At 70.7% G+C, this 15,165-nt stretch carries 12 protein-coding genes; 7 read left to right on the top strand and 5 right to left on the bottom strand.

The features are described 5' to 3' along the window. The first annotated feature begins 106 nt into the window (after positions 1–106). The gene (gene recD2, locus MDN94_RS02500; RefSeq protein ID WP_482724348.1) at positions 107–2,323 is read left to right on the top strand and encodes an SF1B family DNA helicase RecD2; all 2,217 of its coding nucleotides are present in this window, start codon (positions 107–109) and stop codon (positions 2,321–2,323) included. A gap of 247 nt (positions 2,324–2,570) precedes the next feature. Continuing rightward, positions 2,571–3,860, top strand: a complete 1,290-nt coding sequence (locus tag MDN94_RS02495) for a citrate synthase (RefSeq protein WP_453460233.1) — start codon at positions 2,571–2,573, stop codon at positions 3,858–3,860. A 386-nt stretch (positions 3,861–4,246) separates the two neighbouring features. Here MDN94_RS02495 and MDN94_RS02490 read toward each other — a convergent pair whose 3' ends face one another. From MDN94_RS02490 to MDN94_RS02475, 4 genes are all read right to left on the bottom strand, one after another. Continuing rightward, on the bottom strand, positions 4,247–6,451 hold the full coding sequence (locus tag MDN94_RS02490; RefSeq protein ID WP_482726981.1) for a heavy metal translocating P-type ATPase: 2,205 nt from the start codon (positions 6,449–6,451) through the stop codon (positions 4,247–4,249). A gap of 145 nt (positions 6,452–6,596) precedes the next feature. Further along, on the bottom strand, positions 6,597–6,920 hold the full coding sequence (locus tag MDN94_RS02485; protein WP_482724347.1) for a heavy-metal-associated domain-containing protein: 324 nt from the start codon (positions 6,918–6,920) through the stop codon (positions 6,597–6,599). A gap of 243 nt (positions 6,921–7,163) precedes the next feature. Continuing rightward, complete coding sequence (locus MDN94_RS02480; RefSeq protein ID WP_482724346.1) at positions 7,164–7,361, bottom strand: helix-turn-helix transcriptional regulator; 198 nt, start codon at positions 7,359–7,361, stop codon at positions 7,164–7,166. Between the two features lie 211 nt (positions 7,362–7,572). Continuing rightward, complete coding sequence (locus MDN94_RS02475; RefSeq protein ID WP_482724345.1) at positions 7,573–8,484, bottom strand: sugar phosphate isomerase/epimerase family protein; 912 nt, start codon at positions 8,482–8,484, stop codon at positions 7,573–7,575. A 131-nt stretch (positions 8,485–8,615) separates the two neighbouring features. On the opposite strand from MDN94_RS02475, the gene iolC reads away from it, so the two are divergent. From iolC to mmsA, 5 genes are read left to right on the top strand one after another with little or no spacing between them, the layout of a single operon-like run. Continuing rightward, a complete protein-coding gene (gene iolC / locus MDN94_RS02470) occupies positions 8,616–9,674 on the top strand; it encodes a 5-dehydro-2-deoxygluconokinase (protein ID WP_482724344.1) in 1,059 nt (352 codons plus the stop codon). Next, positions 9,671–10,555 (top strand): Cgl0159 family (beta/alpha)8-fold protein, encoded by an 885-nt coding sequence (locus MDN94_RS02465; protein WP_482724343.1) that lies wholly within the window; start codon positions 9,671–9,673, stop codon positions 10,553–10,555. The genes iolC and MDN94_RS02465 overlap by 4 nt, the downstream gene beginning before the upstream one ends. Positions 10,556–10,571: 16 nt before the next feature. Next, positions 10,572–11,396, top strand: a complete 825-nt coding sequence (iolB, locus tag MDN94_RS02460) for a 5-deoxy-glucuronate isomerase (RefSeq protein ID WP_482724342.1) — start codon at positions 10,572–10,574, stop codon at positions 11,394–11,396. Continuing rightward, positions 11,393–13,267, top strand: coding sequence for a 3D-(3,5/4)-trihydroxycyclohexane-1,2-dione acylhydrolase (decyclizing) (iolD, locus tag MDN94_RS02455; RefSeq protein WP_482724341.1), 1,875 nt, complete (start codon positions 11,393–11,395; stop codon positions 13,265–13,267). The genes iolB and iolD overlap by 4 nt, the downstream gene beginning before the upstream one ends. 14 nt (positions 13,268–13,281) lie before the next feature. Continuing rightward, positions 13,282–14,784, top strand: a complete 1,503-nt coding sequence (gene mmsA / locus MDN94_RS02450; protein WP_482724340.1) for a CoA-acylating methylmalonate-semialdehyde dehydrogenase — start codon at positions 13,282–13,284, stop codon at positions 14,782–14,784. A 44-nt stretch (positions 14,785–14,828) separates the two neighbouring features. On the opposite strand, the gene MDN94_RS02445 is transcribed toward mmsA, so the two are convergent. After that, positions 14,829–15,125 carry a hypothetical protein gene (locus MDN94_RS02445; RefSeq protein ID WP_482724339.1) on the bottom strand — a complete coding sequence of 99 codons (297 nt, stop codon included), beginning with the start codon at positions 15,123–15,125 and terminating at the stop codon, positions 14,829–14,831. Positions 15,126–15,165: the final 40 nt, after the last annotated feature.

Genomic DNA, 15,165 nt, shown 5'->3' with positions numbered 1-15,165 from the left:
ACCACCGCTTGCCGCCGTGAGCCGGCGAGACGCCGGCCAGCTCGGCCGGAAGCGGGGTTGTCCACAGGCCGCCCGCGCTGTCGGAGCGCGGCGATAACGTCGGGGCATGTCCAATCCGGTCGCGTTCCAACCCGCTGTGCTCGAAGGCGTGCTCGAGCGGATCACGTACGCCAACGAGGAGAACGGCTACACGGTCGCCCGCGTCGACACCGGCCGTGGCGGCGACCTGCTCACCGTCGTCGGTTCGCTGCTCGGCGCGCAGGTCGGCGAGTCGCTGCGTATGGAAGGCCGTTGGGGCTCCCACCCGCAGTACGGCAAGCAGTTCACCGTGGAGAACTACACCACCGTCCTGCCGGCCACCATCCAGGGCATACGGCGTTATCTGGGCTCCGGTCTGATCAAGGGGATCGGGCCGAGGATCGCCGAGCGGATCGTCGACCACTTCGGCACGGACACCCTCGATGTCATCGAGCAGGAGCCGAAGCGGCTCATCGAGGTGCCGGGCCTCGGGCCGAAGCGGACGAAGATGATCGGCGTGGCCTGGGAGGAGCAGAAGGCCATCAAGGAGGTCATGGTCTTCCTCCAAGGGGTGGGCGTCTCGACGTCCATCGCCGTGCGGATCTACAAGAAGTACGAGGACGCCTCCATCTCGGTCGTGCGGAACCAGCCGTACCGCCTGGCCGCCGATGTGTGGGGGATCGGGTTCCTTACCGCCGACAAGATCGCGCAGGCGGTCGGCATACCCCACGACAGTCCCGAGCGGGTCAAGGCAGGCCTGCAGTACGCCCTGTCCCGGTCGACGGACCAGGGTCACTGCTTCCTGCCGGAGGAGCAGCTGATCGCCGACGCGGTGAAGCTGCTCCAGGTCGACACCGGGCTGGTCATCGAGTGCCTCGCGGAGCTCGCGGCCGACGAGGAGGGCGTCGTACGGGAGCGGGTGCCCGGACCGGGAGGGGGCGAGCCCGTGACGGCCGTGTACCTGGTGCCCTTCCACCGCGCCGAGCTGTCCCTCGCGGGGCAGGTGCGGCGGCTGCTGACAGCGGAGGACGACCGGATGCCGGCCTTCCGGGACGTCGCCTGGGACAAGGCGCTGGCCTGGCTCGCGGACCGCACAGGCGCGAAACTGGCGCCCGAGCAGGAGGCGGCTGTCAGGCTGGCCCTGACCGCCAAGGTCGCCGTGCTGACGGGCGGCCCGGGCTGCGGCAAGTCGTTCACGGTCCGCTCCATCGTCGAACTGGCCCGCGCGAAGAAGGCCAAAGTGGTGCTCGCCGCTCCCACCGGCCGCGCGGCGAAGCGGCTCGCCGAGCTCACCGGCGCCGAGGCGTCGACCGTGCACCGGCTGCTCGAGCTCAAGCCCGGCGGGGAAGCGGCGTACGACAGGGACCGGCCGCTGGACGCGGACCTGGTCGTCGTCGACGAGGCGTCGATGCTCGACCTGCTGCTGGCCAACAAGCTGGTCAAGGCCGTGGCGCCGGGCGCGCACCTGCTGCTGGTGGGGGACGTGGACCAGCTGCCGAGCGTCGGCGCGGGGGAGGTGCTGCGTGACCTGCTGGCGGACGGCGGTCCCGTGCCGAGTGTGCGTCTGACGCGGATCTTCCGGCAGGCGCAGCAGTCCGGTGTCATCACCAACGCCCACCGGATCAACACCGGTCTGCCGCCCATCACTTCGGGCCTCCCCGACTTCTTCCTGTTCGTGGAGGAGGAGACCGAGGACGCGGGCAGAGTGACCGTCGACGTGGCGGCCCGCCGGATCCCGGCGAAGTTCGGGCTCGATCCGCGCCGCGATGTGCAGGTTCTCGCGCCGATGCACCGCGGCCCGGCCGGCGCGGGGACGCTCAACGGGCTGCTTCAGCAGGCGATCACCCCGGCCCGGCCGGACCTCCCGGAGAAGCGGTTCGGCGGCCGGGTCTTCCGTGTCGGCGACAAGGTCACCCAGATCCGTAACAATTATGAGAAAGGGCGCAACGGCGTCTTCAACGGCACGGTCGGTGTCGTCACGGCGCTGCACATGGACGACCAGCGGCTGACCGTGCTGACGGACGAGGACGAGGAGGTCCCGTACGACTTCGACGAGCTGGACGAGCTGGCGCACGCGTACGCGGTGACCATCCACCGCTCGCAGGGCAGTGAGTATCCGGCGGTGGTGATCCCGGTCACCACGGGGGCGTGGATGATGCTCCAGCGCAATCTGCTGTACACGGCCGTCACCCGCGCGAAGAGGCTCGTGGTCCTGGTCGGGTCCCGTAAGGCGATAGGCCAGGCGGTCAGGACCGTTTCCGCAGGCAGGCGCTGCACGGGCCTCGCGCACCGCCTCGCCGTGTGAGCCGGCCGGAGGGCCGGGGCACCGAGGGCGGCGTTCTCGAGCGGCCACGGGCGTGGGAAACACCACCCCACCCCCACCCCGGCTTCCGGAAGCGGGGCGAAGGGGGCAAGATGAGCAGGTTGGCGGCACTGAGTGCCGCCGATAGGCCCAATGGTCGACCCCGAGTGCACTCTCCTGAGCCAAATGGGGGATGGTAGAGACAGTCAGGGCACCTCGAAGAAGAGGCACTACGTCGGTGAGGGATGACGTGAGCGACAACTCTGTAGTACTGCGGTACGCGGACGGTGAATACACCTACCCGGTGGTCGACAGCACCGTCGGTGACAAGGGCTTCGACATCGGGAAGCTCCGAGCCCAGACCGGTCTGGTCACCCTGGACAGTGGATACGGCAACACCGCCGCCTATAAATCCGCGATCACCTACCTCGACGGCGAGCAGGGCATTCTGCGCTACCGCGGTTACCCGATCGAGCAGCTGGCCGAGCGCTCCACCTTCCTCGAGGTGGCGTCCCTGCTGATCAACGGTGAGCTTCCCACCGTCGACGAGCTCGCCACCTTCAAGGGCGAGATCACGCAGCACACGCTGCTGCACGAGGACGTCAAGCGCTTCTTCCAGGGCTTCCCGCGCGACGCCCACCCGATGGCCATGCTGTCGTCCGTGGTCAGTGCGCTGTCGACCTTCTACCAGGACAGCCACAACCCCTTCGACGAGACGCAGCGCCACCTCTCGACGATCCGGCTGCTCGCGAAGCTGCCGACGATCGCGGCGTACGCATACAAGAAGTCGATCGGCCACCCCTTCGTCTACCCGCGCAACGACCTCGGTTACGTGGAGAACTTCCTGCGCATGACCTTCTCGGTCCCGGCGCAGGAGTACGAACTCGACCCGGTCGTCGTCTCGGCGCTCGACAAGCTGCTGATCCTGCACGCGGACCACGAGCAGAACTGCTCCACGTCCACCGTGCGTCTGGTCGGCTCCTCGCAGGCGAACATGTTCGCCTCGATCTCCGCCGGCATCAGCGCCCTGTGGGGCCCGCTGCACGGTGGCGCCAACCAGTCGGTGCTGGAGATGCTCGAGGGCATCCAGGCCAACGGCGGCGATGTCGACTCCTTCATCCGCAAGGTGAAGAACAAGGAGGACGGCGTCCGTCTGATGGGCTTCGGCCACCGGGTCTACAAGAGCTTCGACCCGCGCGCGAAGATCATCAAGGCTGCGGCGCACGATGTCCTCTCGGCGCTCGGCAAGTCCGACGAGCTGCTCGACATCGCGCTGAAGCTCGAGGAGCACGCGCTCTCCGACGACTACTTCGTCTCGCGCAACCTCTACCCGAACGTGGACTTCTACACGGGTCTTATCTACCGCGCCATGGGCTTCCCGACCGAGATGTTCACCGTGCTGTTCGCGCTCGGCCGGCTTCCCGGCTGGATCGCCCAGTGGCACGAGATGATCAAGGAGCCCGGTTCCCGCATCGGCCGTCCGCGCCAGATCTACACCGGCGAGGTCCTGCGCGACTTCGTCCCGGTCGAGGCTCGCTGAGTACTTCTCTGTCCGGGCGGGGGCCCATGGCCCCACCGCCCCGAACAGCGAAAAGCGCCCCGCCGCCGATCCCCCCACGGGTCGGCGGGCGGGGCGCTTCCCATATCCCCGACAGCGGATTCCCCCCACGGGATCCGGCCGGGCGTCTGCCGCGCGCAATGCCCCGCACGCGGTATGCCGGGGTACGTACGGGAGGGCCGCTCAAAGCTCCCCGGTGCACGTGCCCCGGCCAACGCTTGCCTCTGGGACGTCCCCCAAGACATCCCATGAACGTCCCCCAAGACGTTCTCGGCATCGACCACTTAGACTCGCGACGAGCCTGAATGGTTACCCCTAAATATCTGTGATCTAGGTCTCGTTGTGAAGGTCTTGTGACCTGTTTGTAGTCACGAGAAGGAGCGCAGCCGGAGGCTGTTGAACACCACAAAAACGGACGAAAAGGCCATGGCAAAACCTGCGATCATGGGGTTGAGCAGGCCGGATGCCGCCAGCGGCAGTGCCGCCACGTTGTAGCCAAAGGCCCAGTAAAGATTGCCTTTGATCGTGGCCAGAGTCCGTCGTGCGAGACGGATCGCGTCAGCCGCGACACGGAGGTCACCCCTCACCAGGGTGAGGTCTCCCGCCTCGATGGCCACATCCGTCCCGGTGCCCATCGCCAGCCCCAGATCAGCCGTGGCCAGCGCCGCCGCGTCGTTCACGCCGTCGCCGACCATCGCGACGGTGCGGCCCTGCGCCTGAAGCCGTTCGACCAAGGAAACCTTCTCCTCGGGCATGACCTCCGCGTACACCTCCTCCACGCCCACCTCGGCCGCCACATTTTCGGCCACGGCCCTGGTGTCGCCGGTCAGCAGTACGGGGGTGAGGCCGAGGGCCCGCAGCTCCCGTACGGCCTCGGCGCTGGTGTCCTTGACCGCGTCGGCGACGGTGAGGACGCCGAGGGCCTTGCCGTCCCGCGCGGCGAACACGGCCGTGCGGCCGCTGTCGCCGGCCGCCGTGCGCAGGAGCTCCAGGGGCAGCTCGACCCCGGCCTCCTCGAGCAGCCGTGCCCGGCCGACCAGCATCTCGTGACCTTCGACCACGCCGCGCACGCCGAGGCCGGGCACGCTCACGAAGTCCTCGGCGACGGGCAGCCGGCCCTCGACGCGTGCCGCCGCGCCCTCGGCCACCGCCCGCGCGACGGGATGCTCGGAGGCCTGCTCCAGAGCGCCGGCGAGGCGCAGTAGATCCGTGGCCTCGGCGGTTTCCGCCGGATGCACGCCCTGAAGGGTCATCCGGCCCGTCGTGACCGTCCCGGTCTTGTCCAGGACCACGGTGTCGACCCTGCGGGTGGACTCCAGCACCTCCGGCCCCTTGATGAGGATCCCCAGCTGCGCGCCCCGCCCGGTTCCGACCATCAGTGCCGTCGGTGTGGCGAGCCCCAGGGCGCACGGGCAGGCGATGATCAGTACCGCCACGGCGGCGGTGAAGGCGGCCGTCGTGTCACCGGTCGCCCCCAGCCATCCGCCGAGTGTGGCGGCGGCGATCAGCAGGACGACGGGTACGAAGACCGCCGAGATCCGGTCGGCCAGCCGCTGCACCTGCGCCTTGCCGTTCTGGGCGTCCTCCACGAGCTTCGCCATCCGCGCGAGCCGGGTGTCCGCGCCGACGGAGGTGGCCTCGACGACGATGCGGCCGGCGGTGTTGAGGGTCGCGCCGGTGACCGGCTCGCCCGGCCACACGTCGACAGGTACCGACTCGCCGCTGAGCATCGAGGCGTCGACGGCCGAGGCGCCCTCCACGACGACGCCGTCCGTGGCGATCTTCTCCCCGGGCCGCACGACGAACCGGTCACCGACGGCGAGCCGGTCGACCGGTACGCGTACCTCCGTGCCGTCCCGCAGGACGGCGACGTCCTTGGCGCCCATGTCCATCAGCGCCCGCAGAGCGGCGCCCGACTGCCGCTTGGAGCGGGCCTCGAGGTACCGGCCGAGCAGGATGAAGACGGTCACGCCGGCGGCGACCTCGAGATAGATCACAGACGCGCCGTCCGTGCGGCCGACGGTGAGGTCGAAGCCGTGGCGCATCCCCGGCATGCCCGCGGTGCCGAAGAACAGCGCCCACAGCGACCAGCCGAAGGCGGCCAGCGTGCCGGTGGACACCAGGGTGTCCATCGTGGCGGCGCCGTGGCGCAGATTGGTCCACGCGGCGCGGTGGAAGGGCAGGGCGCCCCAGACCACCACGGGCGCGGCGAGTGTCAGTGAGAGCCACTGCCAGTTGTCGAACTGAAGGGGGGCGATCATCGACATCAGGACGACCGGCGCGGCGAGCAGCGCGGAGACCGCGAGCCGTCGCCGCAGGGCGTCCTGCCCGGTGGCGGGGCCGGTGCCGGACTCCGGGCCGACGGGGTGCGCCGGATCCGGGGCGGGAGCGGGCGGTGGTGGCTCCTCGGCGGTGTAGCCGGTCTTCACCACGGTGGCGATCAGGTCCGCGACCTCCGTGCCCGCCGGGTAGGAGACGCGCGCCTTCTCCGTGGCGTAGTTGACCGTGGCGGTGACGCCGTCCATGCGGTTCAGCTTCTTCTCGACGCGAGCCGCGCAGGACGCGCAGGTCATGCCTCCGATGGTGAGCTCTACCTCGGATGTTTCCACGCTCAGGACTCCACGCGCTCGGCCGGGCCGTTACCCCACCAGTATCCGGCCGAGCCGGAAACCGATGGCGTGCGGCCCGGCCGTGAGGGCGCCGGGGAGGCGGTGACGCTCAGGCCCTGCCCACCAGCTCGTAGCCGGCCTCGTCGACGGCTGCGCGAACGGCGGCCTCGTCCAGCGGGGCGTTGGAGACCACGGTGACCTCGCCTGTGGCCGCGACGGCCGTCACGGAGCTGACGCCGGGAATCTCGGAGATCTCACTACTGACGGCGCCTTCGCAGTGGCCGCAGGTCATGCCGGTCACCTGGTAGACGGTGGTGACGCCGTCGGCCTGCGCCTCCGCTGCGGAGCCGTGGCAGGACCCGGTGGACGAGCAGCAGGAGCCGGTCGCCGCGGTGTCCTCGATCTCAAGGCCGGCCTTCGTCTCGGCGGTCATGGCGTTCTCCGTTTCGGTGGTTCGACGCATGCGCGGGGTGCGTGCGTACGGACATGGTGCCCCGGGAGGTGCGGCGGGTGTCGCAACCCCCGGCGCCATGACGCCACTATACCCCTAGGGGGTATAGAGCGGTAGTGCCGCGCCGTGGAGGCGTTTCGGTTTCCGCGGAAGTGCGCGTTCGGTGGCACGCGAGCGGCCCCGCACCGTCACCGGTGCGGGGCCGAGTCTCGCGTCGGGTGCCTCTCACTCCCTGCGGCCTCTGTTCCCGGGCCGGTTGGCCACCCAGCGGCGGACCGTGTCCGCGTACCAGTAAGGCTTTCCGGCCTCCACGTGGTCGGGAGGCGGCAGCAGGCCGTGCTTGCGGTACGAGCGCACGGTGTCCGGCTGCACCTGGATGTGCGCGGCGATGTCCTTGTAGGACCAGAGCCTTCTGTCGGTCATGTGGGGCACCTCCCTGCGTGCGCAGCAGAGGCGGTCGGTATGCCGTCGGGGGAGCTGCCGCGCGGACGCTGGCGATCACTGAGCCTGTGCCCGTTGAACGACGTGGAGTGGCGGAGGGGGTGCGGCTGTTGACGGCCTGTGACGCAGGGCACGCGTAATGGAGACAAGTGTGACGCGCCGGCGACAACGGTGACAGATGTGATGCGGAGCGTCACACGCCGCAGGAGCGGAGGAAACCGCGCGTGCGTTCGGCGATCGGAAACGGTTTGTCCGGCGGGCACGGGTACATGTCCTGCTCGACGATGGCGAACAGGTCGACGCCCAGCGACTGCGCGGCGGCCAGTACCGGTTCCAGGGCGGGCACCCCGGACGGCGGCTCGCACATCACCCCACGTCCCACCGCGGGCCCGAAGGGCACCTCCTCGGCGACCACTTGGGCGAGGACGGCCGGATCCACCTGCTTCAGATGGAGATAGCCGATCCGCTCCCCGTAGGTCTCGATGAGCTTGACACTGTCGCCGCCGCAGTAGGCGTAGTGGCCCGTGTCCAGGCAGAGCGAGACCCGGTCGGGGTCGGTGGCGTCGAGGAAACGCGCGACGTTCTCCTCGGTGTCGATATGGGTGTCCGCGTGAGGGTGGACGACGATCCGCAGGCCGTAGCGCTCACGCACCTCATGGCCCAGCCGCTCGGTCTGGGTCGTCAGGTCACGCCACTGCTCCGGGGTGAGCATGCGGTCCTCGAGCACTCGGCCCGTCCTGTCGTCGCGCCAGAAGGACGGGATCACGACCAGATGCGAAGCGCCCATCGCCTGTGTGAGCACCGCGATGTCGGACACATGGGCCCATGTCTCCTCCCATACGGCCGGACCGCGGTGGAGCCCCGTGAAGACGGTCCCCGCCGAGACCTTGAGGCCGCGCCGCCCGGTCTCCTCCGCCAGGCGGGCCGGGTCGGTCGGCAGATAGCCGTAAGGGCCGAGCTCGATCCATTCGTAACCCGCGCCGGCCACCTCGTCCAGGAAGCGCTGCCAGGGGACCTGACGGGGATCGTCGGGGAACCACACCCCCCAGGAGTCGGGGGCCGAGCCGACCCGGATGCGGTTCAGGGCGGGGACGGATGAGGTCATGGCGGCCAGCTTTCCGGCCGCCGGAGAAAGGTGTCAAGGCTTGGTCCGAATGTAAGGACAAAATGTTGACAGGGTTCGCGGGAGAGGGCTAGACCTGACTCACGCCGGCGGTTCGAACCGAAGGGACGCGCATGCCTCAGCCGTATGACGTGATCGCGATGGGCCGGATCGGGGTCGACCTCTATCCGCTGCGCGCCGGGATCCCGTTGGCGCAGGTCGACACGTTCGGCAAGTTTCTCGGCGGTTCCGCGGCGAACGTCGCCGTCGCCGCGGCCAGGCTGGGCCGGCGGACGGCGCTGATCACCCGGACCGGGCAGGACGCCTTCGGTGAGTACCTGCACCAGGCGCTGCGGGAGTTCGGCGTCGACGACCGCTGGGTGACATCCGTGGACGCGTACCCGACGCCCGTCACCTTCTGTGAGATCTTCCCGCCGGACCACTTCCCCCTCTACTTCTACCGACAGCCGAAGGCCCCCGATCTGGAGATCCGCACAGGTGAGTTGGACCTGGAGCGGATCCGTGACGCACGGGTCTTCTGGGTGACCGGTACCGGGCTGTGCGCGGAGCCCAGCCGGTCGGCCACGCTCGCCGCGCTGGCGCACCGGGCCCGCTCGGGGACGACCGTGTTCGACCTCGACTGGCGGCCCATGTTCTGGCAGGACCCGGACGAGGCGCGGCCCTACTACGCGCGGGCTCTCGCCCACGCCACCGTCGCCATCGGCAATCTCGAGGAGTGCGAGGTCGCCACCGGCGAGCACGAGCCGCTTGCCGCCGCACGCGCGCTGCTCTCCGCCGGCGTCGAACTCGCGGTCGTCAAGCAGGGCCCCGAAGGCGTGCTCGCACTGCACCGCGACGGCACCCTGGCCGAGGTCCCGCCCGTGCCGGTCGACGTCGTCAACGGCCTCGGCGCGGGTGACGCGTTCGGCGGGGCACTGTGCCACGGGCTTCTCGCCGGCCAGGAGTTGGAGCAGACGATGCGGTACGCCAACGCGGCAGGGGCGATCGTCGCGTCCCGGCTCGCCTGCTCGACGGCGATGCCGTACGCGCGGGAGGTGGAGAGCGTCCTCGCGGGCGGCCCGCCACCGCCGGACCCCAGCCCGCCCCCGGCCCCGCCGGGCACGGGCTCGTCCCCGTCCGCTCCGGGCACGGCCCCGCCGCAGGCCGCCCGGTCCGAGGCGGAGCCGTCGTGAGCCGGGTCGACATCGCCGAGCTCGTCGGCATCCGCACCCGCCACCCGGAAGCGGTCGCCGAGGCGGCCGTCCGCAGGCGGCGTCGGCCCGCGCTCCTCGGCGACAGCGGACGGCTGATGATCATCGCCGCCGACCATCCCGCCCGCGGAGCACTCACCGTCGGCGACCGCCCTCTCGCCATGGCCAACCGCCTCGACCTGCTGGAGCGGCTCTGCCTCGCGCTGTCCCGGCCCGGCGTCGACGGCGTCCTCGCCACCGCCGACATCCTCGACGACCTGCTCCTCCTCGGCGCCCTCGACGACAAGGTCGTCATGGGCTCCATGAACCGCGGAGGACTGGCAGGCGCCGCCTTCGAACTCGACGACAGATTCACCGGGCACCGCGCGCGCGACCTCGAACGGCTGGGCTTCGACGCGGGCAAGCTGCTGCTCCGCATCGACTACGACGACCCGGCCTCCCTCGACACCCTGGACGCAGCCGCCCGCGCCGTCGACGAGATGGCCGAGCGTCGGCTTCCCGTCTTCATAGAGCCGTTCATCTGTCACCGCACCGACGGCCGGCTCCGCAACGATCTCAGCGCCGAGGCCGTCACCCTGTCCATCGCCATCGCCTCCGGGCTGGCCGGCACCTCCGCGTACAGCTGGCTCAAGGTGCCCGTCACCGACGACCCGGAGGACATGCGGACGGTGCTGGAGACCTCCACCCTGCCGGCGGTGCTGCTCGGCGGTGAGATAGGTGACGACCAGGACGGCGCCTACGAGAAATGGCGCGGCGCGCTGCAACTGCCCACGGTGCAGGGACTGGTGGTGGGCCGCTCACTGCTCTATCCGGTCGACGGCGACGTGGCGGGCGCGGTCGACACGGCCGTCGGACTGCTCTAGGGGGTACGCACAAGGCATGGACGACAACAACAAGCAGCAGGGTCTCCACGTCCCGGCCGGCAGCGCCGCGAGCGCGCCGTACGCCCTGAGCATCGGACCCGACGAGGCGGGCTGGGAGTACTCCGCCCTCCGGGTGCTCGAGCTTCCGCCGGGCGGGTCGCATCTGCTGACCGCCGGCGACAGCGAGTGGATCGTGCTGCCGCTCACCGGCGGTTGCACCGTGCACACGCAAGGCGAGATCTTTGAACTGCAGGGGCGGGAAAGCGTGTTCGGCGGAGTGAGCGACTTCGCCTATGTGCCGCGAGACGCCCATGCCCAGATCGCCTCCGGCGCGGGAGGCCGCTTCGCCCTGGCAGGAGCGAGGTGCGAGCGCCGACTCCCCGCTCGCTACGGCCCCGCGCCGGAGGTACCCGTCGAGGCCCGCGGCAGCGGCAGCCAGGCCCGCGAGGTCCACAACTTCGCCGCGGCGGACACCTTCGCATGCGACCGCCTGATCGCCGTGGAAGTCCTCACCCCGGGCGGCAACTGGTCCTCCTACCCGCCGCACAAGCACGACGAGCACCGGCCGGGAGAGGAGAGCGAACTCGAGGAGATCTACTACTTCGAGATCGACCGCGGCGGCCTCGGCTACCAGCGCGTCTCCCCGTCCCGTCCCGGCGGTGCCGATCTCCTCGCCGAGGTACGCACCGGCGACGCCGTCCTCGTGCCCGACGGCTGGCACGGCCCGTCCATCGCGGAACCGGGCCACACCATGTACTACCTCAATGTGATGGCGGGCCCCGGCGACGACCGCCAGTGGCTGATCCGCTTCCACCCCGACCGCTCGGAGAGCTACCGGTGACCACCCGACGGCTGACCACCGCCCAGGCCCTCGTCGCGTTCCTCGCCCGCCAGTACACCGAGCGCGACGGCCGCCGCCACCGGCTCATCGGCGCCACCTGGGGCATCTTCGGGCACGGGAACGTGGCGGGCGTCGGCCAGGCGCTGCTCGAGAGCCACCAGGACATGCCCTATCTCCAGGGCCGCAACGAACAGGCCATGGTCCACGCGGCCGTCGGCCACGCCCGCCAGTCGCGCCGGCTCTCCGCGCAGGCCGTCACCACGTCCATCGGCCCGGGCGCCACCAACCTGGTCACCGGCGCCGCGCTGGCCACGATCAACCACCTCCCCGTCCTGCTGCTCCCCGGCGACACCTTCGCCACCCGGCCCGCCGACCCGGTCCTCCAGCAGCTCGAAGTGCCCTACTCCGGCGACGTGTCGGTCAACGACTGCCTGCGTCCCGTCTCCCGCTGGTTCGACCGCATCGTCCGCCCGGAGGCACTGGTGCCCGCCGCGCTCCAGGCCGTGCGGGTCCTGACCGACCCGGCACAGACCGGCGCGGTCACGCTCGCGCTTCCGCAGGACGTGCAGGCGGAGGCGTACGACTGGCCCGAGGAGTTCTTCGCCGAGCGGACGTGGCCGATCCGCCGGCCGCGCCCCGACGCGGAGGCACTGGCGCAGGCGGCGGCCGCCGTGCGCTCCGCCCGCCGGCCGCTGCTCGTCGCGGGCGGCGGCGTGCACCACTCGGAGGCGGAGGAGGCGCTGCGGGTGTTCGCCGAGGCGACCGGCATCCCGGTCGCCTCGACCCAGGCGGGCAAGGGATCGCTGCCGTACGACCACCCGTGCGACATCGGCGGCATCGGTCACACCGGCACCGCCACGGCCGACGACCTGGCCCGTACCGCAGACCTGGTGATCGGCGTCGGCACGCGCTGGTCCGACTTCACCACGGCTTCCTCGACGCTGTTCCGTCATGAGACGGTCCGCTTCGTCAACCTCAACATCACCGCCTTCGACGCCCACAAGATGGCCGGCCTCTCGGTCGTCGCCGACGCGCGCGCCGGGCTCGAGGAACTCACCGCGGCACTCGGCGACCACCGCGTCGACGCCGAGCACCGGGCGCGCTGCACGGCGGCGAAGGCGGCCTGGGAGGAGCGGGTCACCGCGGCCTTCACCGCCCCCGACCCCGACGCCGCCCCGACCCAGGCACAGGTCCTCGGCGCGCTCGACGCCCTGGTGACCGGCGACGACATCCTCATCAACGCGGCCGGCTCCCTCCCGGGCGACCTGCACAAACTGTGGCGCTGCCGGTCCGCCGACCAGTACCACGTCGAATACGGCTACTCCTGCATGGGCTACGAGATCCCCGCCGCCATCGGCGTCGCCATGGCGGCACCCGGCCGGCCCGTGTGGGCGCTCGTCGGCGACGGCACGTACCTCATGAACCCGACCGAGATCGTGACCGCCGTCCAGGAGGGCGTCCCCATCCGGATGGTCATCATCCAGAACCACGGATACGCCTCCATCGGCGGCCTCTCCGAGTCCGTGGGGGCGGAGCGCTACGGCACCGCCTACCGTCACCGGGCCGCCGACGGGTCCTTCACCGGCCCGCCGCTGCCCGTCGATCTCGCCGCCAACGCCGAGTCCCTCGGGATGCGGGTGATCCGTGCCCGCAGCGTGCGTGACCTGCGTGAAGCTTTGGCCGAGGCCCGCTCGGCCGACGTGCCCACATGTGTCTACGTGGAGACCGGAACGGCAGACACTGTGTCGGGCCCGCCCGGCGCACAGGCGTGGTGGGATGTTCCTGTGGCCGAGACCGCGACCCGTCCGTCGGCGGTGAAGGCCCGTGAGGAGTACGACCGGCAGGCCGCCGCCCGACGCCGCCATCTCTGAAGGAGCTTTTCGTCATGACGAAGACCGTCAACCACTGGATCGGTGGCAAGACCGTCGAAGGTGCGTCGGGGAACTGGGGCCCGGTCACGGACCCGGCGACGGGAGCCGTCACCACCCGTGTCGCCCTCGCCTCCGCCGACGAGGTCGGCGCGGCCGTGGCCGCCGCCCGCGAGGCGTACACGACATGGGGCACCTCGTCGCTGGCCCAGCGCACCGCGGTCCTCTTCCGCTACCGCGCCCTGCTCGATGCGCGCCGCGACGACATCGCTGCCCTGATCACCGCCGAGCACGGCAAGGTGCACTCCGACGCGCTCGGCGAGGTGGCCCGCGGCCTCGAGATCGTGGAGCTGGCTTGCGGCATCACCACCCAGCTCAAGGGCGAGCTGTCGACCCAGGTGTCCAACCGTGTCGACGTGTCCTCGATCCGCCAGCCCCTCGGAGTCGTCGCCGGCATCACCCCCTTCAACTTCCCGGCGATGGTGCCGATGTGGATGTTCCCGTTGGCCATCGCCTGCGGAAACACCTTCGTCCTCAAGCCGAGCGAGAAGGACCCCTCGGCCGCCAACCTGCTCGCCGAGCTGGCGGCGGAGGCCGGTCTGCCCGACGGCGTGCTGAACGTCGTGCACGGTGACAAGGTGGCCGTCGACGCGCTGCTCGCGCACCCGGACGTGGCCGCGGTCTCGTTCGTCGGCTCCACTCCGATCGCGCGCTACATCCACACCACCGCCTCCGCCAACGGCAAGCGCGTCCAGGCGCTGGGCGGTGCCAAGAACCACATGCTCGTGCTGCCGGACGCCGACCTCGACGCAGCCGCGGACGCCGCGGTGTCGGCGGCATACGGCTCGGCGGGCGAGCGCTGCATGGCGATCTCCGCGGTCGTCGCCGTCGGCGCGATCGGTGACGAGCTGGTGGACAAGATCCGCGAGCGGGCCGAGAAGATCAAGATCGGTCCGGGCGACGACCCGACCTCCGAGATGGGCCCGCTGATCACGGCCGCCCACCGCGACAAGGTCGCCTCCTACGTCACGGGCGCGGCCGCCCAGGGCGCGGAGGTCGTCCTCGACGGCACCGGATACACGGTCGACGGCTACGAGGACGGCCACTGGATCGGGTTGTCCCTGCTCGACAAGGTCTCCACGGACTCCGACGCCTACCGCGACGAGATCTTCGGCCCGGTGCTCTGCGTGCTGCGCGCGGAGACGTACGAGGACGGCGTGGAGCTGATCAACGCCTCGCCGTTCGGCAACGGCACCGCGATCTTCACCCGCGACGGCGGCGCGGCCCGCCGTTTCCAGTTGGAGATCGAGGCCGGCATGGTCGGCGTGAACGTGCCGATCCCCGTGCCGGTGGGCTACCACTCCTTCGGTGGCTGGAAGGACTCGCTCTTCGGCGACCACCACATCTACGGCAACGACGGCGTGCACTTCTACACCCGCGGCAAGGTCGTCACCACCCGCTGGCCCGACCCGGCGGACGCCCCGGCGGGCGTGGACCTGGGCTTCCCGCGCAACCACTGACACGCGTGAGACGCGGCCCGTGCGGATCCCGCGCGGGCCGCGTCTCAGTACCGGTCGTCCAACGCGAGGACTACGGCCCGCAGTTCACGCGCGGCGCGACGGGGAAGGGCCAGCACGGCGCCCTCGAGCATGTCCCGGGCACGGAGGGGATCACCGCAGCAGAGCCACTCGGTGCAGCCGCTCTCGTCGTCCTGCCACAGTCGCCGGTCGGGCCGGCCGGCGAAGCCCCGCCACAGCGCGAGGGACTCGCCGACGGCGCCGGTCCACAGATAGTTGCGGGTCTCCTCGATGCGCACGATCTCGTACAGCGTGCGCCGCGAGACGCCCGAGATCGGCCGCACCCGGTGCTTTTGGCACCGCTCCCGCACCCGCTGCTCGGCA

It is taken from the genome of Streptomyces sp. WAC00040, from assembly GCF_056835925.1.
The sequence above is the reverse complement of the archived record's forward strand: the minus strand, read 5'-3'. Positions and strand labels throughout refer to the sequence as shown.

Coding starts and splice junctions, on each gene's coding strand:
- MDN94_RS02485 (WP_482724347.1), bottom strand. CDS start 6,920: ATGACCGCCGAGACGAAGGCCGGCCTTGAGATCGAGGACACCGCGGCG.
- MDN94_RS02480 (WP_482724346.1), bottom strand. CDS start 7,361: ATGACCGACAGAAGGCTCTGGTCCTACAAGGACATCGCCGCGCACATC.
- recD2 (WP_482724348.1), top strand. CDS start 107: ATGTCCAATCCGGTCGCGTTCCAACCCGCTGTGCTCGAAGGCGTGCTC.
- MDN94_RS02490 (WP_482726981.1), bottom strand. CDS start 6,451: ATGACCTGCGCGTCCTGCGCGGCTCGCGTCGAGAAGAAGCTGAACCGC.
- MDN94_RS02475 (WP_482724345.1), bottom strand. CDS start 8,484: ATGACCTCATCCGTCCCCGCCCTGAACCGCATCCGGGTCGGCTCGGCC.
- iolB (WP_482724342.1), top strand. CDS start 10,572: ATGGACGACAACAACAAGCAGCAGGGTCTCCACGTCCCGGCCGGCAGC.
- mmsA (WP_482724340.1), top strand. CDS start 13,282: ATGACGAAGACCGTCAACCACTGGATCGGTGGCAAGACCGTCGAAGGT.
- iolC (WP_482724344.1), top strand. CDS start 8,616: ATGCCTCAGCCGTATGACGTGATCGCGATGGGCCGGATCGGGGTCGAC.